General features: G+C 70.6%; 15 protein-coding genes. 10 read left to right on the top strand and 5 right to left on the bottom strand.

Translation table 11 applies throughout. The features are described from left to right. Positions 1-11: 11 nt before the first annotated feature. Positions 12-3,134, top strand: coding sequence for a hypothetical protein (locus ACWDR3_RS08210; RefSeq protein WP_450351639.1), 3,123 nt, complete (start codon positions 12-14; stop codon positions 3,132-3,134). Positions 3,135-3,427: 293 nt separating this feature from the next. Next, the gene (locus tag ACWDR3_RS08205; protein WP_450351638.1) at positions 3,428-4,081 is read left to right on the top strand and encodes a hypothetical protein; all 654 of its coding nucleotides are present in this window, start codon (positions 3,428-3,430) and stop codon (positions 4,079-4,081) included. A 132-nt stretch (positions 4,082-4,213) separates the two neighbouring features. On the opposite strand, the gene msrB is transcribed toward ACWDR3_RS08205, so the two are convergent. The 4 genes from msrB to ACWDR3_RS08185 form a co-directional block, all read right to left on the bottom strand. Further along, entirely contained in the window at positions 4,214-4,621 is a 408-nt protein-coding gene (gene msrB / locus ACWDR3_RS08200) for a peptide-methionine (R)-S-oxide reductase MsrB (protein ID WP_401721549.1), read from the bottom strand. A gap of 13 nt (positions 4,622-4,634) precedes the next feature. Continuing rightward, entirely contained in the window at positions 4,635-6,023 is a 1,389-nt protein-coding gene (murC, locus tag ACWDR3_RS08195) for a UDP-N-acetylmuramate--L-alanine ligase (RefSeq protein ID WP_450351637.1), read from the bottom strand. A gap of 155 nt (positions 6,024-6,178) precedes the next feature. Beyond that, the gene (locus ACWDR3_RS08190) at positions 6,179-6,652 is read right to left on the bottom strand and encodes an indole-3-glycerol phosphate synthase (RefSeq protein ID WP_123997036.1); all 474 of its coding nucleotides are present in this window, start codon (positions 6,650-6,652) and stop codon (positions 6,179-6,181) included. 134 nt (positions 6,653-6,786) lie between these two features. Further along, positions 6,787-7,728, bottom strand: a complete 942-nt coding sequence (locus ACWDR3_RS08185) for a pyrimidine reductase family protein (RefSeq protein WP_450351636.1) — start codon at positions 7,726-7,728, stop codon at positions 6,787-6,789. 37 nt (positions 7,729-7,765) lie between these two features. On the opposite strand from ACWDR3_RS08185, the gene zapE reads away from it, so the two are divergent. The 8 genes from zapE (at position 7,766) to ACWDR3_RS08145 (ending at position 15,434) form a co-directional block, all read left to right on the top strand. Further along, positions 7,766-8,872: a cell division protein ZapE gene (gene zapE, locus ACWDR3_RS08180; RefSeq protein WP_450351635.1), complete on the top strand. Its 1,107-nt coding sequence runs from the start codon at positions 7,766-7,768 to the stop codon at positions 8,870-8,872. A 174-nt stretch (positions 8,873-9,046) separates the two neighbouring features. Further along, positions 9,047-9,439, top strand: a complete 393-nt coding sequence (locus ACWDR3_RS08175; protein ID WP_450351634.1) for a hypothetical protein — start codon at positions 9,047-9,049, stop codon at positions 9,437-9,439. A gap of 135 nt (positions 9,440-9,574) precedes the next feature. Continuing rightward, positions 9,575-10,153: a carbonic anhydrase gene (locus ACWDR3_RS08170; RefSeq protein ID WP_450351633.1), complete on the top strand. Its 579-nt coding sequence runs from the start codon at positions 9,575-9,577 to the stop codon at positions 10,151-10,153. A gap of 8 nt (positions 10,154-10,161) precedes the next feature. Continuing rightward, positions 10,162-11,625, top strand: a complete 1,464-nt coding sequence (locus tag ACWDR3_RS08165) for a SulP family inorganic anion transporter (protein WP_450351632.1) — start codon at positions 10,162-10,164, stop codon at positions 11,623-11,625. Between the two features lie 177 nt (positions 11,626-11,802). Then, positions 11,803-12,693, top strand: a complete 891-nt coding sequence (locus ACWDR3_RS08160; protein WP_450351631.1) for a PPK2 family polyphosphate kinase — start codon at positions 11,803-11,805, stop codon at positions 12,691-12,693. 87 nt (positions 12,694-12,780) lie between these two features. Further along, a complete protein-coding gene (locus tag ACWDR3_RS08155; RefSeq protein ID WP_450351630.1) occupies positions 12,781-13,608 on the top strand; it encodes a polysaccharide deacetylase family protein in 828 nt (275 codons plus the stop codon). Positions 13,609-13,678: 70 nt separating this feature from the next. Continuing rightward, positions 13,679-14,437 carry a peptidyl-tRNA hydrolase gene (locus ACWDR3_RS08150; RefSeq protein ID WP_450351629.1) on the top strand — a complete coding sequence of 253 codons (759 nt, stop codon included), beginning with the start codon at positions 13,679-13,681 and terminating at the stop codon, positions 14,435-14,437. Positions 14,438-14,546: 109 nt separating this feature from the next. After that, positions 14,547-15,434 (top strand): SGNH/GDSL hydrolase family protein, encoded by an 888-nt coding sequence (locus ACWDR3_RS08145; RefSeq protein WP_450351628.1) that lies wholly within the window; start codon positions 14,547-14,549, stop codon positions 15,432-15,434. An 80-nt stretch (positions 15,435-15,514) separates the two neighbouring features. Here ACWDR3_RS08145 and ACWDR3_RS08140 read toward each other — a convergent pair whose 3' ends face one another. Beyond that, positions 15,515-16,282 carry a GNAT family N-acetyltransferase gene (locus ACWDR3_RS08140; protein WP_450351627.1) on the bottom strand — a complete coding sequence of 256 codons (768 nt, stop codon included), beginning with the start codon at positions 16,280-16,282 and terminating at the stop codon, positions 15,515-15,517. Positions 16,283-16,469: the final 187 nt, after the last annotated feature.

Raw genomic sequence — 16,469 nt, 5'->3', positions numbered from 1 at the left:
GGGGAGGATGGGTGCCTGAAGAACACACGGCGCGTGCTGCGGCCGGGCGTGAGCTACGCGGCAGGCTGAACGATCGTCTGGCTGTGAGTCGGCTGACGAAGACACAGCTCGCCGACCTGTCGGGGCTGGGGCGCGCCACCGTCTCGGAGGCCTTTCGGCCCGATGGTCGGCTGCCGTCGGCCAAGACGGTGGCAGCGCTGGCACAGGCCTTGGGAATCCCGGCACACGCGCTTCTGGAGCTGCGGCGGACCGCAGCCGGCGGGGCAGGCTCAGTCGTGGACGAAGGGCCGGGGCTGGGCAAACCCGTCGAGGACTGGGAACCGCATTCCCTGGAGGTGCATCCGGCCGGGAGCACCGCGAACGGGCAGGAGGCTGGTGCGCTCGAGGATCGGACACTGCCCGGCTACGTACACCGTGAACACGATCGTGTGCTGGCCGCGGCGGTGCAGGAGGCCACGAGGGGCCACAGCCGCATGGTGGTGCTGGTGGGGAGCTCCTCCACGGGGAAGACCAGGGCGTGTTGGGAAGCGGTTCAGCCGCTCGCGGGTACGGGTTGGCGGCTCTGGCATCCCTTCGATCCGACCCGGGCGGAGGCCGCACTTGAGGACTTGGGCCGGGTCGAGCCGCAGACCGTGGTGTGGCTGAACGAAGCTCAACACTACCTCGACAGCCAGAGTTCGGGCGAGCGCATCGCCGCTGCCCTGCATCACCTGCTCACCGATCCGGCACGGGGACCGGTGCTCATCCTGGGAACGCTGTGGCCCGAGTACGCCAGGCAGTACACGGATCTGCCGACCACTGACGGCTCGGACTCCTACAGCAGAGTGCGCGAGTTGCTCGCGGGCCGCACCGTGTCCGTGCCCGACACCTTCGATGCCGCTGCCCTGGAGCGCGCCGCAGATCTGGCCGACAGCGGTGACCGGCTGCTGGCCGATGCGCTCACCCGGGCCCGGGCCGATGGACGTGTGACGCAGGACCTCGCCGGCGCACCTCAGCTTCTGCACCGCTACGAGCACGGCACAGCGGCCGCCCGCGCTCTGCTCGAAGCGGCGATGGATGCCCGCCGCCTGGGTCTTGGGCTGCATCTTTCCCAGCCGTTTCTCACCGCCGCGGCCGCCGACTACCTCACCGACGTCGACTACGACCAACTCACCGAGGACTGGGCGGAAGCCGCCTACGCCGAGCTCGCCCGCCTCGTCCACGGAAAACAGGCGCCCTTGCGTCGCGTCAGCCCCCGCCCCGAACGCCGCCGACCGCAAGTACCGTCGGCGTCGTCGCCCACCCCTGCCGGACCCATCTTCCGCCTTGCCGACTATCTGGAGCAGCACGGCAGGACCGTCCGCCGGATGCTGTGCCCTCCCGCGAGTTTCTGGGACGCCGGCCATACGCATCTCACTCAGGTCGACGACCTCAAGGCCCTGGCCACAGCGGCCCAAAGGCGCCACCGGCTGCAGTGGGCACACCACCTCACGGGCCGCGCGGCGGAGGCCGGCGACGCCGACTCCCTGGTCTACCTGTCCCGCTTCAGGGAGCGGTCCGGGCAGCACGCGGAGGCCGAGGCGCTGGCGGCGCGGGCGGCGCAGGCCGGGGACACCCGGGCGCTGGCGCAGCTGGCCCGGGCCCGGGAGAAGGCCGGCAGCAAAGAGCGTGCCGAGGCGCTCGCCCGGCAGGCCGCCGGCGCCGGGGACGGTCGGGCTCTGCTCCGGCTCGCTCAGGTCCGGGAACAGTCCGGGAACCATGATGGTGCCGAGCACCTTTACCGGGAAGCCGCTGCGGCGGGCAGTACCGAAGCAATGATTCAACTGATGCGGATCCACCGAGAAGCCGGCGACGCCCGGGGGGCCGAAGCGGTCGGTTGGCAAGCCGTCAGGGCAGGCAGCGAACAGGCGTTGGTCCAGTTGGTCCGGATCTGGCAGGAGAACGGCCACGAGAAGAAAGCTGAGGCCCTGGCCCGACGCGCGGCCGCGGCCGGCCAACTGCGTGCCCTGACGGACCTGGCGCTGACGCGGGAGAAGTCGGGCGACCGGCAGGGAGGCGAAGCCCTGGCCCGGTACGCACTCGAGCTCGGCAGCCCGGCCGCGCTGGCCGAACTGGTGTGGGTCCGCGAGGAGGCCGGAGACCACGCGGCTGCTGACGACTTCGCCCGGCAAGCGGCGGCAGTGGGCAACACCCAAGTGTTGGTGAGACTCATGCTTGCGCGAGAGGAAGCGGGCGACAAAGAGAGCGCCGAAGCCCTGGCCAGGCACGCCACCGACCTGTCAGTTCGTCGCCCGTCGGACGATCCGCTCCTGGAGGGCAGCAGGACCGCGCGCCCAAGGGGTGTCCCGGCAGCCGACTGGCGTGCTCCTACGTCCCACGACATGTACGCCTTGCTGGCGTTGGCCCGGCTACGGGAGCGGGCCGGTGACGACGTCGGCGCCGAGAGCCTCTTCCAACAGGCGGCCGATGCGGGCGACATCGACGCCCTTGCGTCGCTGGTCCGGCTCAGGGACAGAGCAGGAGAGCACGCAAAGGCGGAAGCCCTGGCCCAGCGGGCAGCCGCCGCCGGCAACTCCGGTGCTCTGATCCACCTGGCGCGATCCCGCGAGCGGGACGCCGAGTGGGCGGCGGCTGCGGACCTGTTCCAACAGGCCGTCGACGCCGGCAGCCGCAGGACGCTCGCGGACCTTGCCCGTGTACGCGACAAGGCAGGCGACCGGACAGGCGCCGAGACTCTCGTGCTCGACGCCGCCCAGAGCGGCGACGTCCACCCGCTGCGCGTACTGGTCCGAACGTGGGCGAAGGCAGGGGACTTCGCGGCGGCCGAAAGCCTCTCCGTCCGCGCGGCAGACGCAGGCAACATCTACGCACTGCTCGATCTGGCCGCGACCAGGGGAACAGCTGGAGACGACACAGGAGCCCAGAACCTCCTGCGTCGCGCGGCCGACGCGGGCAGCGCCAACGCCTTGTTCGAACTCGCCCAGAAAAGACAACAAGCCGGAGACCATGCAGAGGCAGAAACCCTCGCCCTCCAAGCAGCCAACGCGGGCAGTCTGGGAACCCTGTCGAATTCCAACCCCTTCAGAACCTACGCACGACGGCAATGGCCCTGCGGACTGGACCCCGACGGCACTCCCACCCCGCCCTGGACATAGCGCTATCTTGCGGGTGGCGGCGTGACGCATCCATCCGGACCGTGATCCGGTAGAAGGCGAGTCCGCCGGTGCGCCGGTTCCGACTGACGAGTTGGCGATGTCTGGGCTGATCCTCGCCGACGTCTGCACAGCCGATCATGCGGATCACCGGTCTCGTCGACGACCAGAACTGCCGTGCCGTCGTGCCGTTGCTCGACGACGAAGATGCCTACCGCCACCGAATCCGTCGACTGTCACGACGGACGCGGCAAGAGGCCGCAGGTTGCCCTGGCTAAGATCGCCATCAAAAAGGGATGCCGACCATGAACAGACCACTTCGCGGTGCCGCCGTCCTGGCGGCCGTGCTGGCGACAGCGTCGTGCACGGCCGAGGCATCACAGGCGCATCCGTCGGCGAGTGCGCCGTCGAAGGCGAGCCGCACCCTTCCATCAAACGGGGCCTGCCCTGCGGGGACGTTCCACTGGGGCAAGATCACCAAGCAGGAGACGTTGGCCGCCGTGTCCGACCCTCAGGAGCTGCACATCCCAGCGGGCAAGACTGTCGCGTCGACGTTCGATCTGGTGCCGGTCCGCACCCTGACGGCAGCCGTCACGCCGTCTCGCACCAACGACGCGGTCGATCCGCAGGCGGCCGTCGCCGCCCTCGCGGACGAGACCGGACTTGATCTGGCAAAGCCCGGAACCACCTTCACCCTGAGCAAGGGTGACAAGACCCTCAAGACATCTTCGGGGAAGTTCGACGGCGTCCTGGTGGCCGCCGTTGGTATCGACACGGTCGAGGCGTCCTTCGTCTACGGCTGCGGCACCCATACCGGTGAATCCGTTCGCGGCACCCTCACCACATGGTCGTCAGCTACCGAGTCAGGACTGTTCAAGTGCGGTATCGACGCGGAGCTACCGAAGGCCGAAGCCGAGGCCCTGGTATGCGGAGAACGAAGCAGCACGTGATCGTCCGCCTGAATCGCCCCTGATCGACATGCAGCCTCCCCTGCCACGCTGGCCGGCGGGCGCGGTTCCGGGTGTTTTCGATCGGCAACCAGGGTCCGACGGGCCCCAGGGCTCGAACCTGCGGGTCCCGCGTCAGCCCTCGTCCGGCGTCAGCCGCAGCGAGATGCTGTTGATGCAGTACCGCTGGTCCGTCGGGGTCGCGTACCCCTCGCCCTCGAAGACGTGGCCCAGGTGTGAGCCGCAGCGCGCGCAGCGCACCTCGGTGCGGACCATGCCGTGGGTGCGGTCCTCGATCAGCTCGACCGCGTCGGTGTCCTTGGGGTCGAAGAAGGACGGCCAGCCGCAGTGGGACTCGAACTTTTCGTTGGAGGTGAAGAGTTCGGCGCCGCAGGCGCGACAGGAGTAGACGCCCTTGGTCTTGGAGTCGGTGTACTCGCCGGTGAACGCCGGTTCCGTGGCGGCCTGGCGCAGTACCGCGTACTCCGCGGGGTTCAGCTCCGCGCGCCATTCCTCGTCCGGCTTTTCGACGTCGTACGACATGAAGCTCAGCCCCTTACTTCGCGAGTCGGTCCAGGATCAGTGGGCCGAGGTCCGTCACGTCGCCCGCGCCCATGGTGAGAACGAGATCACCGGGCTTCGCCATTCCCGCGACGACCTCCGGGACGTCCGCCTTGTCGTGGAGCGGTGTCACGTCCGCGCCCGCCGCCCGGGCCGCCTCGATGATCAGCTCGCTCGTCACGCCGGGGATCGGGTCCTCGCGCGCGGGATAGATGTCCAGGACGACCGAGGCGTCGGCCAGGGAGAGGGACTGGCCCATCTCCTTGCCGAGTTCCTGGGTGCGGGAGAAGAGGTGCGGCTGGAAGACGACCAGGATGCGGGCCTCACCGACCGCCGCCCGCATCGCCTCCAGGTCCGCCGTCATCTCCGTCGGGTGGTGGGCGTAGGAGTCGATGACCTGGACGCCGGCCGCCTCGCCCTTCAGCTGGAGGCGGCGCTTCACGCCGGTGTACGCGGCCAGCGCGGGGGCCAGTTCGGCGGCCGGGACGCCCAGGGCGGCGCCCGCGGCGAGGGCCGCCACCGCGTTGTGGGCGTAGTGGCGGCCGGGGACGGAGACCGTGAAGGTCAGTTCCTCGCCGTCCAGGAGGACGGTGACCTCGCTCTTGAGGCCCTGGGGGACGACGGAGAGGACGCGTACGTCCGCGTCCGGCGCCTCTCCGTACGTCACCGTCCGCACCGCGCCGGCCAGCCGCCGGGTCAGTTCGCGCGCGCCCTCGTGGTCCGCGGAGATCACCAGGGTGCCGCCGGGGACGATGCGTCCCGCGAAGGTCTCGAAGGACTCGTAGATCTCGTCGATCGAGGCGTAGTTGGCGTGGTGGTCCAGCTCCACGTTCAGGACGATCGCGACCTCGGGGGCGTACTTGTGGAAGCTGCGGTCCGATTCGTCCGCCTCGGCGACGAAGATCTCGCCCTCGCCGTGCAGCGCGTTGGAGCCGGGGGCGTCGAGGTCGCCGCCGATCGCGTACGACGGGTTCAGGCCCAGCTCGCCCAGCGACACCGCCAGCATGGACGTCGTGGTCGTCTTGCCGTGGGTACCGGCGACCGCGATCGGGCGCAGGCCCTCCATCAGGGCGGCCAGCGCGTCCGAGCGGTGCACCACCGGGATGCCCAGCTCGGCCGCGCGGGCCAGCTCCGGGTTGTCCTTACGGATCGCCGAGGAGACGACCACGCTGCTCGCGTCGTCGGCGAGGTGCTCGCGCGCGTGCCCGATGTGCACCGTCACGCCCAGCGCGCGCAGGGCCTCGGCGGTCGCCGACTCCTTCGCGTCGCTGCCCGCCACCCGGGCCCCGCGCTGCGCGAGGATCTTCGCGATCCCGGACATCCCGGCGCCGCCGATGCCGATGAAGTGCGGTCGGTCCATGGCGGTGGGAAGGCCGGGTGCCATGCGTGTCTCCCTGTGCGTGCTGCTGAGCCTGACGTTCAGCGGCCAAGCCTATGCCGTACCGCTGACAATCAGTGACGTCCGCCCGGAGTCACGCCCGGAGCCGGCCAGCGCCACGTCCAACGTCCGCCGGTCCCACGCCCAACACCCACCCCCCGTCACGCCTTGCTGTGCGAGAACAGCTTCAGCACCGGCACCCCGACCTTGTGCCGCGCCCTGGACGCCCAGTCCCGGTGGAAGAACTCCTCCACGTAGTGCGGGTCCGTCAGGACGAGTACCTCGTCCGCGCCGATCTCCTCCACCAGGGCCCTGAGAGCGTCCAGCGGGTGGTCCTCGACGATGCGGCCCTCGGCCTCGCTGCCGGCCGCGTGCAGCGCCTGCAGCGACACCTCCAGGGCCCGCTCGCCGAAGTCCTTGGCGGCCTCGCCCTCGGGCACCTCGTTCTCCCGGGCGGCCTCGTCCAGCTCGCCGAGCGCGACGTCGTCGATGGCCCGCAGCAGGCGGTCCGCCTGGTCGCCGCGGGGCTGGAGCAGCACATGAAAGGCGACCTGCTCATCACCGTGCAGGGAGGTGACGAACTCCACGTCGGCGGACGTCAGGGCTTTCTCGATCATCAATACGCTTGTGAACACCGGGCGCCCCTTCTGCGGAAACCATCCTGCCCCGTGGTGTCACGGGGACTTGCGAGATTCAGTGTGCCCGCCGAACCGTAAGCGGAACGGTAGATTCCGCCGATTTCGGGACCGGCGATACCGTTGAACGAATTTCAAGTGCGCTGGTAGCGGCCGAAAAGGAAGCCCTCTTCGGTCAGCAGGGACACCAGTGCGAATCGTTGTGGAACCGCGACGGACGGGCCGCCCGCGATGCGCTGCGCGTCCCCCGCGGTGAGCATCGGCGACAGCGTGAGGCACAGCTCGTCGAGGACTCCGGCAGCGATCATCTGGCCCAGCAGCCGGGGACCGCCCTCCGTCAGCAGCCGCGTGTGACCGAGTTCGCCGAGCGCGAGTACGGCACGGGCGGGGTCCACTCCGACGCCGTCGCCGGCGATCACCACCCGGGTGCCCGCCTTCTCGGCGGCGGCGACCCGGTCCGGGGCCGCCGACGCGCCCGTGAGGACGAGCGTCGGCACGAGCGGGGAGGTGAACAGCGGGAGGGAGAAATCGAGGTCCAGGCTCGCGGTGACCACCGCGATCGCGGGCGCCGGGCCCTGTCCCGCCGCCGCCCGCGCCGCCGCGAAGTCGTCACGCGCGCGTGCGGGCCGGTAACCCTCCTGGCGTACCGTTTCCGCACCGACCACCACGACGTCCGCGAGTCCGCGCAGCGTGCCGAAGATCCGCATGTCGGCCGCGTTGGAGATCCCCTGCGACTTCCCGCCGTGCTGTGCGGCCCCGTCGAGCGTCGACACCATGTTGCCCCGCAGGTAGGGCACGGGCGGCCCGCCGGCGGACGGCTCGGGATAGGCGTAGGCGGCGGAGAGCTCGGCGAGGGTCCATTCGCGATCTACGAGGCCCCCTCCGGACTCCGGATCCACGAGGTCCCCTCCGGACTCCGGATCCACGAGGTCCCCGCCGGATTCCCGATCTGCGAGGTCCCCTCCGGGAGAACCACCGGGTCCCTCGGAAGCGCCCGACACCCCCTCGCCCCGTCCCGCCCCCCCGCCTGAGGCCCTCGTCGTTGTCTCGTCCGTCACAGGGAACAGGCGTCGCATGTCGTGCAGTGTGGCACGGCGCCTACCATGGTGAACCGTGTCGTCCTCCCCCGCCGCTCCCGGTATCGGCCCGATAGCCGACCCGGCTCCGCTGTCCCTGTGCGCCCGTACTCCGCATGTCCCCGCGGAGCGACTGGTCGCCGAGATGGTGCCGCCGCCACGCTTCGACTCGGTCCGCTTCAGCACGTACATCCCGGACCCGAACCAGCCGAGCCAGACCGAGGCCGTACGGGTGCTCGAAGGCTTCGCGGCCGGTCTCGGCGGGGCGCACTCCGTCGGTGGCGGCAAGCGTGGGTTCTTCGGGTTCGGGAAGGCCAAGGCGCCGAAGACCCCGGCCGGGCCCCGGGGCGTCTATCTGGACGGCGGCTACGGCGTCGGCAAGACCCACCTGCTCGCCTCCCTCTGGCACGCCACCCCGGCCGAGCCGGCGCTCAAGGCGTTCGGCACCTTCGTGGAGCTGACCAACCTGGTCGGCGCCCTCGGCTTCCAGCAGACCGTGCAGACCCTCTCCGGCCACCGGCTGCTGTGCATCGACGAGTTCGAGCTCGACGACCCCGGCGACACCGTCCTCGTCTCCACCCTGCTCGGCAGGCTCGTGGACGCGGGCGTCGCGCTCGCCGCCACCTCCAACACCCTGCCCGGCAAGCTCGGCGAGGGCCGCTTCGCCTCCGTCGACTTCCTGCGCGAGATCCAGGGCCTGGCCGCCCGCTTCCGCTCCCTGCGCATCGACGGCGAGGACTACCGCCACCGCGGTCTGCCGGCGGCGCCGACGCCGTTCTCGGACGAGCAGGTGACGAAGGCCGCGTACGCCACCGAGGGCGCCTCGCTCGACGACTTCCCGCACCTGCTCGCCCACTTGGCCAAGGTCCACCCGAGCCGGTACGGCGCGCTGACCGACGGGCTCAAGGCGGTCTGCCTGACCGACGTGCAGGCAGTCCCCGACCAGTCGACGGCGCTGCGCCTCGTCGTGCTCGCGGACCGGCTCTACGACCGTGAGGTCCCGGTGCTGGCCTCGGGGCAGCCGTTCGACCAGCTGTTCAGCGAGGAGATGCTGAACGGCGGGTATCGCAAGAAGTACTTCCGGGCGATCTCCCGGCTCACCGCGCTGGCCCGCGACGGCAAGGCGCTGGTCGAGACCCGCTAGCGGCGGCGTAAACCGACTTGATCACGCCAAGCCACCCGTACATTTCAGGCTCTCTTCAGCTCGAAACGTTAAGTTAACCCTGCAAACGACTTCGCAGGGTTACCGTGTTTCTTGACCAGCCGTTGACCAGGCTTTGGTCTGTACGAGAAGCGTGAAGTGTCCGGAGGGGGGCGCATGTTCCGAGGTACGACGACCAGGACCGTCATCGCGGCCCTCGCCGCCGTCCTGCTCGCCCTCCAGTTCTTCGCGCCCACCGCTTCCTTCGCATCCGCGCACACGGTCCGTCAGGTCGAGGCCAAGGCCGCACCCGGAATCAACCTCTCCGGCAAGGCACTTCGCAACGAAACGATCACGTTCCGCCACTGCGATCACCCGGGGGACCCGACCGGTCCCCTGCGCACCCGCGACCGCCACCGAGCGGTCGACGTCACACCGGAAGACCCCGAACGCCCGCTGCTGGCACAGGACCCGGCGGCCGAGCACCCCCCGGTCACGCTCCGGGCGCCGCGTACGTCGAGACCCTCGACCGCCCACTCGCCGGCGGCACTTCAAGTCTTCCGCTGCTGACTGCGGAGCAGTCCCCCCACTCCCCCACATCTCCGTCCGCGCGCGCATCTGTCCGCGCGGACGTGTCTGCACACATATCTGTCCTGCCCCCACACCGACGCGCCTTCGCCGCGCGCCAGGAGGAGTCACCCCATCATGCAGCCCCTCATCGACAACGCCCGCACGTTCGGACAGCGCCCTGAGGAGTTCGCCAAACTCGCCGAAGGCCAGTCTCCGCAGGTGCTGTTCATCACCTGCTCCGACTCCCGGGTCGTCCCGGCCCTGATCACGGGCGCCCGCCCCGGCGAGCTGTTCGAACTGCGCACCGCAGGCAACATCGTTCCGCCCTACGCCTCCGAGCACCCCACCAGCGAGGCGGCCACCATCGAGTACGCCGTGGAGGTGCTCGGCGTCCGCGACATCGTCGTCTGCGGACACTCGCACTGCGGCGCCGTCGGCGCCCTGGTGCGCGGCGACGACCTGACCGCCGTACCGGCCGTACGCGACTGGCTCGCGCACGCCACCCCGCGTCCCTCGGGAGCGGTCGAGGACCCGGCCGTCGCCGAGGGCGTGCAGAGCCACGTCCTGACGCAGCTGCTGCGACTGCGCTCCTACCCGTACCTCGACAAGAAGCTGAAGGACCGTCAACTGTCGCTGCACGCCTGGTACTACGAGGTCCACACGGGCGCCGTCCTGGCGCACGACCCGCAGTCCGACGCCTTCGCGGCCCTGTGAGCGCGCCCATGTCCCTGACAGCGAAATTCCCTCATCTGCGGCAGGACTTCGCCGCCTCCCTGGTCGTCTTCCTGGTCGCGCTCCCGCTCTGCGTGGGCGTGGCCGTCGCCTCCGGTGTCCCGGCCGAACTGGGCCTGGTCACCGGCATCGTGGGCGGGATCGTCACCGGACTCATGCGGGGCAGCAGCCTCCAGGTGTCCGGTCCCGCCGCCGGACTGACCGTGCTGGTCTTCGAAGCGGTGCGGGAGTTCGGGCTGCCCGCCCTCGGGGTCATCGTGCTCACGACCGGCGCGCTCCAGATCGCCATGGGTGTCCTGAAGTTGGGGCGCTACTTCCGGGCCATCTCGGTCTCGGTCGTCGAGGGCATGCTGGCCGGCATCGGACTCGTCCTGATCGCCGGGCAGTTGTACTCGATGGCCGACGCGAAGGCCCCCGCCTCGGGGCTGGACAAGATAGCCGAGCTCCCCGGCGCGCTCGTGGACGCTCTCGGCAGCACGGACGCCCTGGCCTCGCTCGGGCTCGGCGTCGGCACCATCGCCGTACTCGTGCTGTGGAAGCGGATGCCGAAGCGGCTGCGTACGGTCCCCGGGCCGCTCGCCGCGGTCGGTCTGGCCACGCTCGTCGCCGCGGTGTTCTCGCTGCCGGTCGCCATGGTCGAGGTGAAGGGTCTGCTGGACTCCGTCCAGCCGCCTTCCCTCAGCTCCTTCGGTGAGCTGGCGGGCATCGGGCTGCTCGGTACGGTCGTCGCGTTCACGCTGATCGCGTCCGCCGAGTCGCTGTTCAGCGCGGCGGCCGTGGACCGGCTGCACGACGGGCCGCGCACCGAGTACGACAAGGAGCTGGTGGCGCAGGGCGCCGGCAACGCGCTCTGCGGGCTGCTGGGCGCGCTGCCCATGACGGCGGTGATCGTGCGCAGCGCGGCGAACGTCCAGGCGGGCGCGCGGACGAAGGCGTCCCGGGTGCTGCACGGCGTATGGCTGCTGCTGTTCGCGGCGCTGCTGCCCGGTGCCCTCGGCTACATCCCGATCCCGGCGCTGGCCGGCATCCTCGTCTACTCGGGCGCCAAGCTGATCCCCGTACGCGAGATCGTGTCGCTGTGGCGGGAGCACCGTGGTGAGGCGCTGATCCTGGTCGTCACGGCGGTGTCGATCGTCGCGGTCAGCATGTTCGAGGGCGTGCTGATCGGGCTCGCGCTGGCCGTCGCGAAGACCGCGTGGGAGGCCTCGCACCTCAAGATGGAGGTCGTCGACAAGGGCGCCGGACCGGTCCAGGCGTATCTGTCGGGCAACGCGACCTTCCTGCGGCTGCCGAAGATCCTCGACGAGCTGGAGGCGCTCCCCCAGGACCGGCCGGTCGAGCTGGACCTGTCCGGGCTGCACCACCTCGACCACGCCTGCCGTACGGCCCTGGAGAACTGGGCCGAGCGGCACAGCGCGGCCGGTACCGAGCCGGTGAAGGTCACGGCGGCGTGAGCGCGTAGCGGCTGTCCGGTCTCTGCCCGGTGTCCGATCCGAGGGTCCTTGCGGCCCCGGGACGGGCACCGGGCATTTCCGTGCGACAACCCTGCGGGGGCCTCGCGGGAGCGGGCAGGGGTGGCGCGTACCACCCCTGCACCGGAGGATCGAGGAAGCGGACCGGAAGGGGTGCTCATGGCCAAGGACGGCAAGCACGGGAAGAACGGGATCTGGAGCGCCGACGCGGCGGACGTGCGGGAGTTGCTGCGGGTGCCGGGCGGTGAGCGGATCGAGCTGGCGGCCTTCGACGCGCGGGCCACCCCGAGCGGTCCGCAGGACAAGGAAGCGGGGCTCGAAGCCACCACCGTCATGGCCGAGCACCTCGCCGACCTGCAGGAACGCCTGTTCGCGGCGAGCACCGCGGGTGACCGGCGGCGGATTCTGCTGGTGCTGCAGGGCATGGACACCAGCGGCAAGGGCGGCACGGTCAAACACGTCATCGGCCTGTTCAACCCCTCCGCCTGCAGGATCAAGGCGTTCAAGGCCCCCACCCCCGAGGAGCTCGCGCAGCACTTCCTGTGGCGCGTCTGGAAGCCGCTGCCCTTCCCCGGCGAACTGGGCATCTTCGACCGCTCCCACTACGAGGACGTGCTGGCCGCCGGCGTCCGCGGGATCGTCCCGCGCGCGGAGATCGAGCGCCGCTACGACGAGATCAACCAGTTCGAGAGGTCCCTGACCGACGACGGCGTGACCGTGATCAAGTGCTTCCTGCACATCTCCTACGAGGAGCAGCGGCGCCGCCTGCTCGCTCGCCTCGACCGCCCGGACAAGCACTGGAAGTTCAACCCCGGCGACATCGACGACCGAGCCCTGTGGCCCGCCTACCAGAAGGCCTACGAGAAGGTCCTGGACCGCTGCTCGACCTCGTACGCCCCTTGGCATCTGATCCCCGCCGACCGGAAGTGGTACCGCAACTGGGCGATCAGCCGGCTCCTCCTCGAACATCTGGAGGCCCTGGACCCGCAGTACCCGAAGGCGCAGTTCGACGCGGCGGAGTACCGGGAGCGGCTGCTGAAGGAGGGGTGACCCCGGCATGACCTGGACGGGGCACGACCCGGGCGAGGGCGCGCGGCGCTGACCGATTTGCCTGATTAGTACGTTTACTTTCGTACGGTGATCATTCGAGTACGCCATGCAGCCGCCGCCTGTGCGCTCGGCGCCGCGCTCACCGCCTGTGGTGCCCCCGCGGCGCCTCCCGCCGCCCGGCCGGCCCCCTCCGCGACCTCCGCCGTCCCGTCCCGGCCGCCCACACTCGCCCCGGGGCCCGCGGGGCTCACGCCCGTCTTCAAGAACGGGTCGCGCGACCACGGCAAGACCGTCGCGCTCACCTTCGACGCCGACATGACCGCGGACCAGGGGGCCCGGGCGGCATCGGGGGAACGCTTCGACAATCCGCAGCTGATCGCGACGCTGCGGGCGCTGAAGGTGCCGGCGACCGTGTTCATGACGGGGCGGTGGGCCGAGCAGTACCCGGTCCAGGCCCGTTCCATCGGCACGGACCCGCTCTTCGAGGTCGCCAACCACTCCTACAGCCACTACGCCTTCACCGGCGACTGCTACGGCCTGCCGACGGTGTCCGAGGACCGGATGCGGGCGGACGTGGAGCGCGCGTACGCCGCGTTCCGGCGGGCCGGGGTGCCGGACGCGATGCCGTACTTCCGTTTCCCCGGCGGGTGTTACAACCATCAGGCGCTGCGGACGCTCTCCGCGACCGGTGTCACCGCGGTGCAGTGGGACGTGGTGAGCGGGGACGCGTTCGCCACCGACGCGGACGCGGTGGCCCGGCAGGTGCTGGACGGGGTGCGGCCGGGGTCGGTCGTCGTCATGCACTGCACACGGAGCGCGGCCCCGGCGACCGAGCGGGCGGTGCGGACGATCGTGCCGGAGCTGCGCGCGCGGGGCTTCCGGTTCGTGAAGGTGTCCCAGCTGATCGGGTCCTAGGGGGTGCCGTTGGCCGGGGCCGGCGGGCGGGGCTCCTGGGTGGTCGGTGACAGGCTTAGGGTTGGCTGTTGTGAGCCTTGATTCCACCTCCCCCGACGCCAGCCCCTTCCGCAACGAGCCCACCTCCCGGGACGAGGCGCCGCAGTTCGTGCTGCCTCTCGTCGTGCGGATCGAGAAGGCCGCGCCGCCCGCCCGTACCGACGCCCTGGAGACGGCCGCGCGGGCCGTGCTGGTGATGCTCAGCGACGAGCGGTCGCTCGGCGAGGGCGAGTGGGCGCAGGCCGTGCGGGACTGGCAGGACGCCCGGATCCGCAAGGTCGTGCGGCGGGCCCGTGGCGCGGAGTGGCGGCGGGCCGAGGCGCTGCCCGGGATCACGGTGAGCGGAGAGTCGGCACAGGTGCGCGTCTTTCCGCCGGTGCCGCTGGACGGGTGGCCCAAGGACCTGGCCAAGCTTCAGGTGTCCGGCACCGAACTCGACGACCCTGAACCGCCGTTGGCGGCCGACCCGACGGAACAGCCCGTGATCTGGCTGAACCCGGACCTCGACATGACCGCCGGGAAGACGATGGCGCAGGCCGGTCACGGCGCCCAACTCGCTTGGTGGGAACTGTCGGACAAGGAGCGGGACGCCTGGCGCGCGGCCGGTTTCCCGCTCGCCGTACGGACCGCCGACCCGGCCCGCTGGCCCGAACTGACCACGAGCGGGCTGCCGTTGGTGCGCGACGCGGGCTTCACGGAGATCGCGCCGGGGCTGACGGTCGCCGTCGAGGGGTACGACCGGGTCGGCACCCTGCCGGATCACGTCCACCGACCGGCCACCTGGAACTGACCTCGACAGTCCGCGTGTGAGCGTCAACACAGGCCCCGCGTCGAACTTTTGACCCACCCACCGCGTCCTGCGTGCGCCCTATCAACGCCCATCACCGAAGGGTGAACACGTGGATACCCCACGCACGCGCAGTCTCGGCAGATCCGCTGTCGCCAGTGGCGCCCTGGCCCTGGCCTTCGTCGCCGCGACCGCGCCGGTCTCCAGCGCCTCGCCACTGCACGGCAGGACCCATGACCTCTCGTACGTCGCGCTCGGCGACTCGGCGGCCTCCGGGCCGGCGATCCCCGACCAGGTCGACGCCAACTGTCTGCGGTCCGACAAGAATTACCCGTCGCTCGTCGCGACCTCGCTCAAGGCCACGCTGACCGACGTCAGTTGCTCCAGTGCTACGACCGCGGAGATGACGACCGCCCAGGGAACGGCACCGCCGCAGTTCGACGCGCTCGGCCGGTCGACGAAGCTGGTCACCCTGACCATCGGGGGCAACGACATCGGCTTCAGCACGATCATCGGGACCTGCGCGACGGTCGCCTCCACGGATCTGGCCGGCGCGCCCTGCAAGGCCAAGTACAACGAGGGCGGCACGGACGGGGTCCAGGACGCGGTGAACGCGACCGCGCCGAAGGTCGCCGAGGTGCTGCGGGGCATCAAGGAGCGCGCCCCACATGCCCGTGTGGTGGTCGTCGGTTACGCGGACATCTTCCCCGCGGACGGCAGCTCCTGCACGAGTCCGACCGCGCCCTTCGCCGCCGGTGACTTCGCGTGGATGCGGGACGGTGAACTGGCCCTCAACGCCATGCTGAAGCAGCAGGCGAAGCGCGCCGGAGCCACCTACGTGGACACCTACACGCCGACCGTCGGACACGACATGTGCGCGCCGGCCGAGGAGCGGTGGATCGAGGACCTGGCCCCCGTCCACCCCGCGGCTCCCGTGCACGCGAACGCCGCGGGACACCAGGCCATGGCCACGGCGGTCGAGCGCAGGCTCCGCCGATAAGGACACCCGGTACCGAGAAGAGCGACGCCCAGCCCGCGGTGGGCTGGGCGTCGTCGCGTCCAGGCCTCGGAAGATCGTGCCTACGCCTCGGAAGCGGGGATCTGGAAGAGCTCGTACTCAGCGACGGTCTCGAAGCCCATGCGCTGGTAGACCGGGAAGCCGAGCGGGCTGGACTGGAGGGTGCCGACGTCCAGTCCGCGCTCTCTGCCCTCGGTGAGGGCCGCCGCGGTGAGGGCCGTGCCGATGCCCTGGCGGCGCTGGTCCTCGGCGGTCGCGACCACGTAGACGCCGGCCACGCCGTGGGCGTCGTACAGGAGCGAGGTGCTCACCGGTCGGCCGGCGCGGCGGCCGAGGAACCGGACGATCCGGTCGGCGTCGTGGCGTTCGCTCTCGCTGCGCAGCAGGTCGTCGTGGGTCTCGGGCGGGAGCCCGAACGAGGAGGCGAAGGTGTGCACCCACTCCTTGAGCGCGTCCGCGCCCTTCACCACCTCGATGTCCAGGTCCGCGGGGGCTTCGACGGGCGTGACCCTGTCGGTGCGCACGCTCATGACGGGCATGGCACAGAGCCAGATCGCGCCCCGGTCGGCCAGTCCGGCAGCCACACCGGGGGCACTGTCCGGTCCCACCCACCACATCCAGGGGACGCCGGCCAGCCGCTCGGTGGCGTAGGCGATCGACTGCTCCACCTTGGCGCTGTCGCGCAGGCAGAGAACTCCGTTGACCTGACCGTTCGGGACTCCGCTCCGGAAATAGGTCAGTTCACCGTCGACTCGTTCGGACGAGCCCCAACCCAGCCAGTAGTCACGGCAGTTGGCGATCTGGGGTTCGATGTCTGTATCCGTCTTCATGCCTGCAAGACACCAGCTCCGGCGCAAAGTTCGAAGGCGTTGGTGTGACGTGGGCCACAGCCCGCCAGGGCCCGCGCATTCGCTCCCGGACGGCAACCTGCGTTCACCGGATCTGCACCCACGGGCAGCGGGCTGCACCAAGGGGAAGAGACCGTCCCTCGGAGCGGCGGATCGGCGTCGCCGGTCA

The sequence above is a fragment of the Streptomyces sp. NPDC001002 genome, from assembly GCF_053599215.1.
Note: the sequence above shows the minus strand (reverse complement) of the source record. Positions and strands in the feature narration are given on the sequence as shown.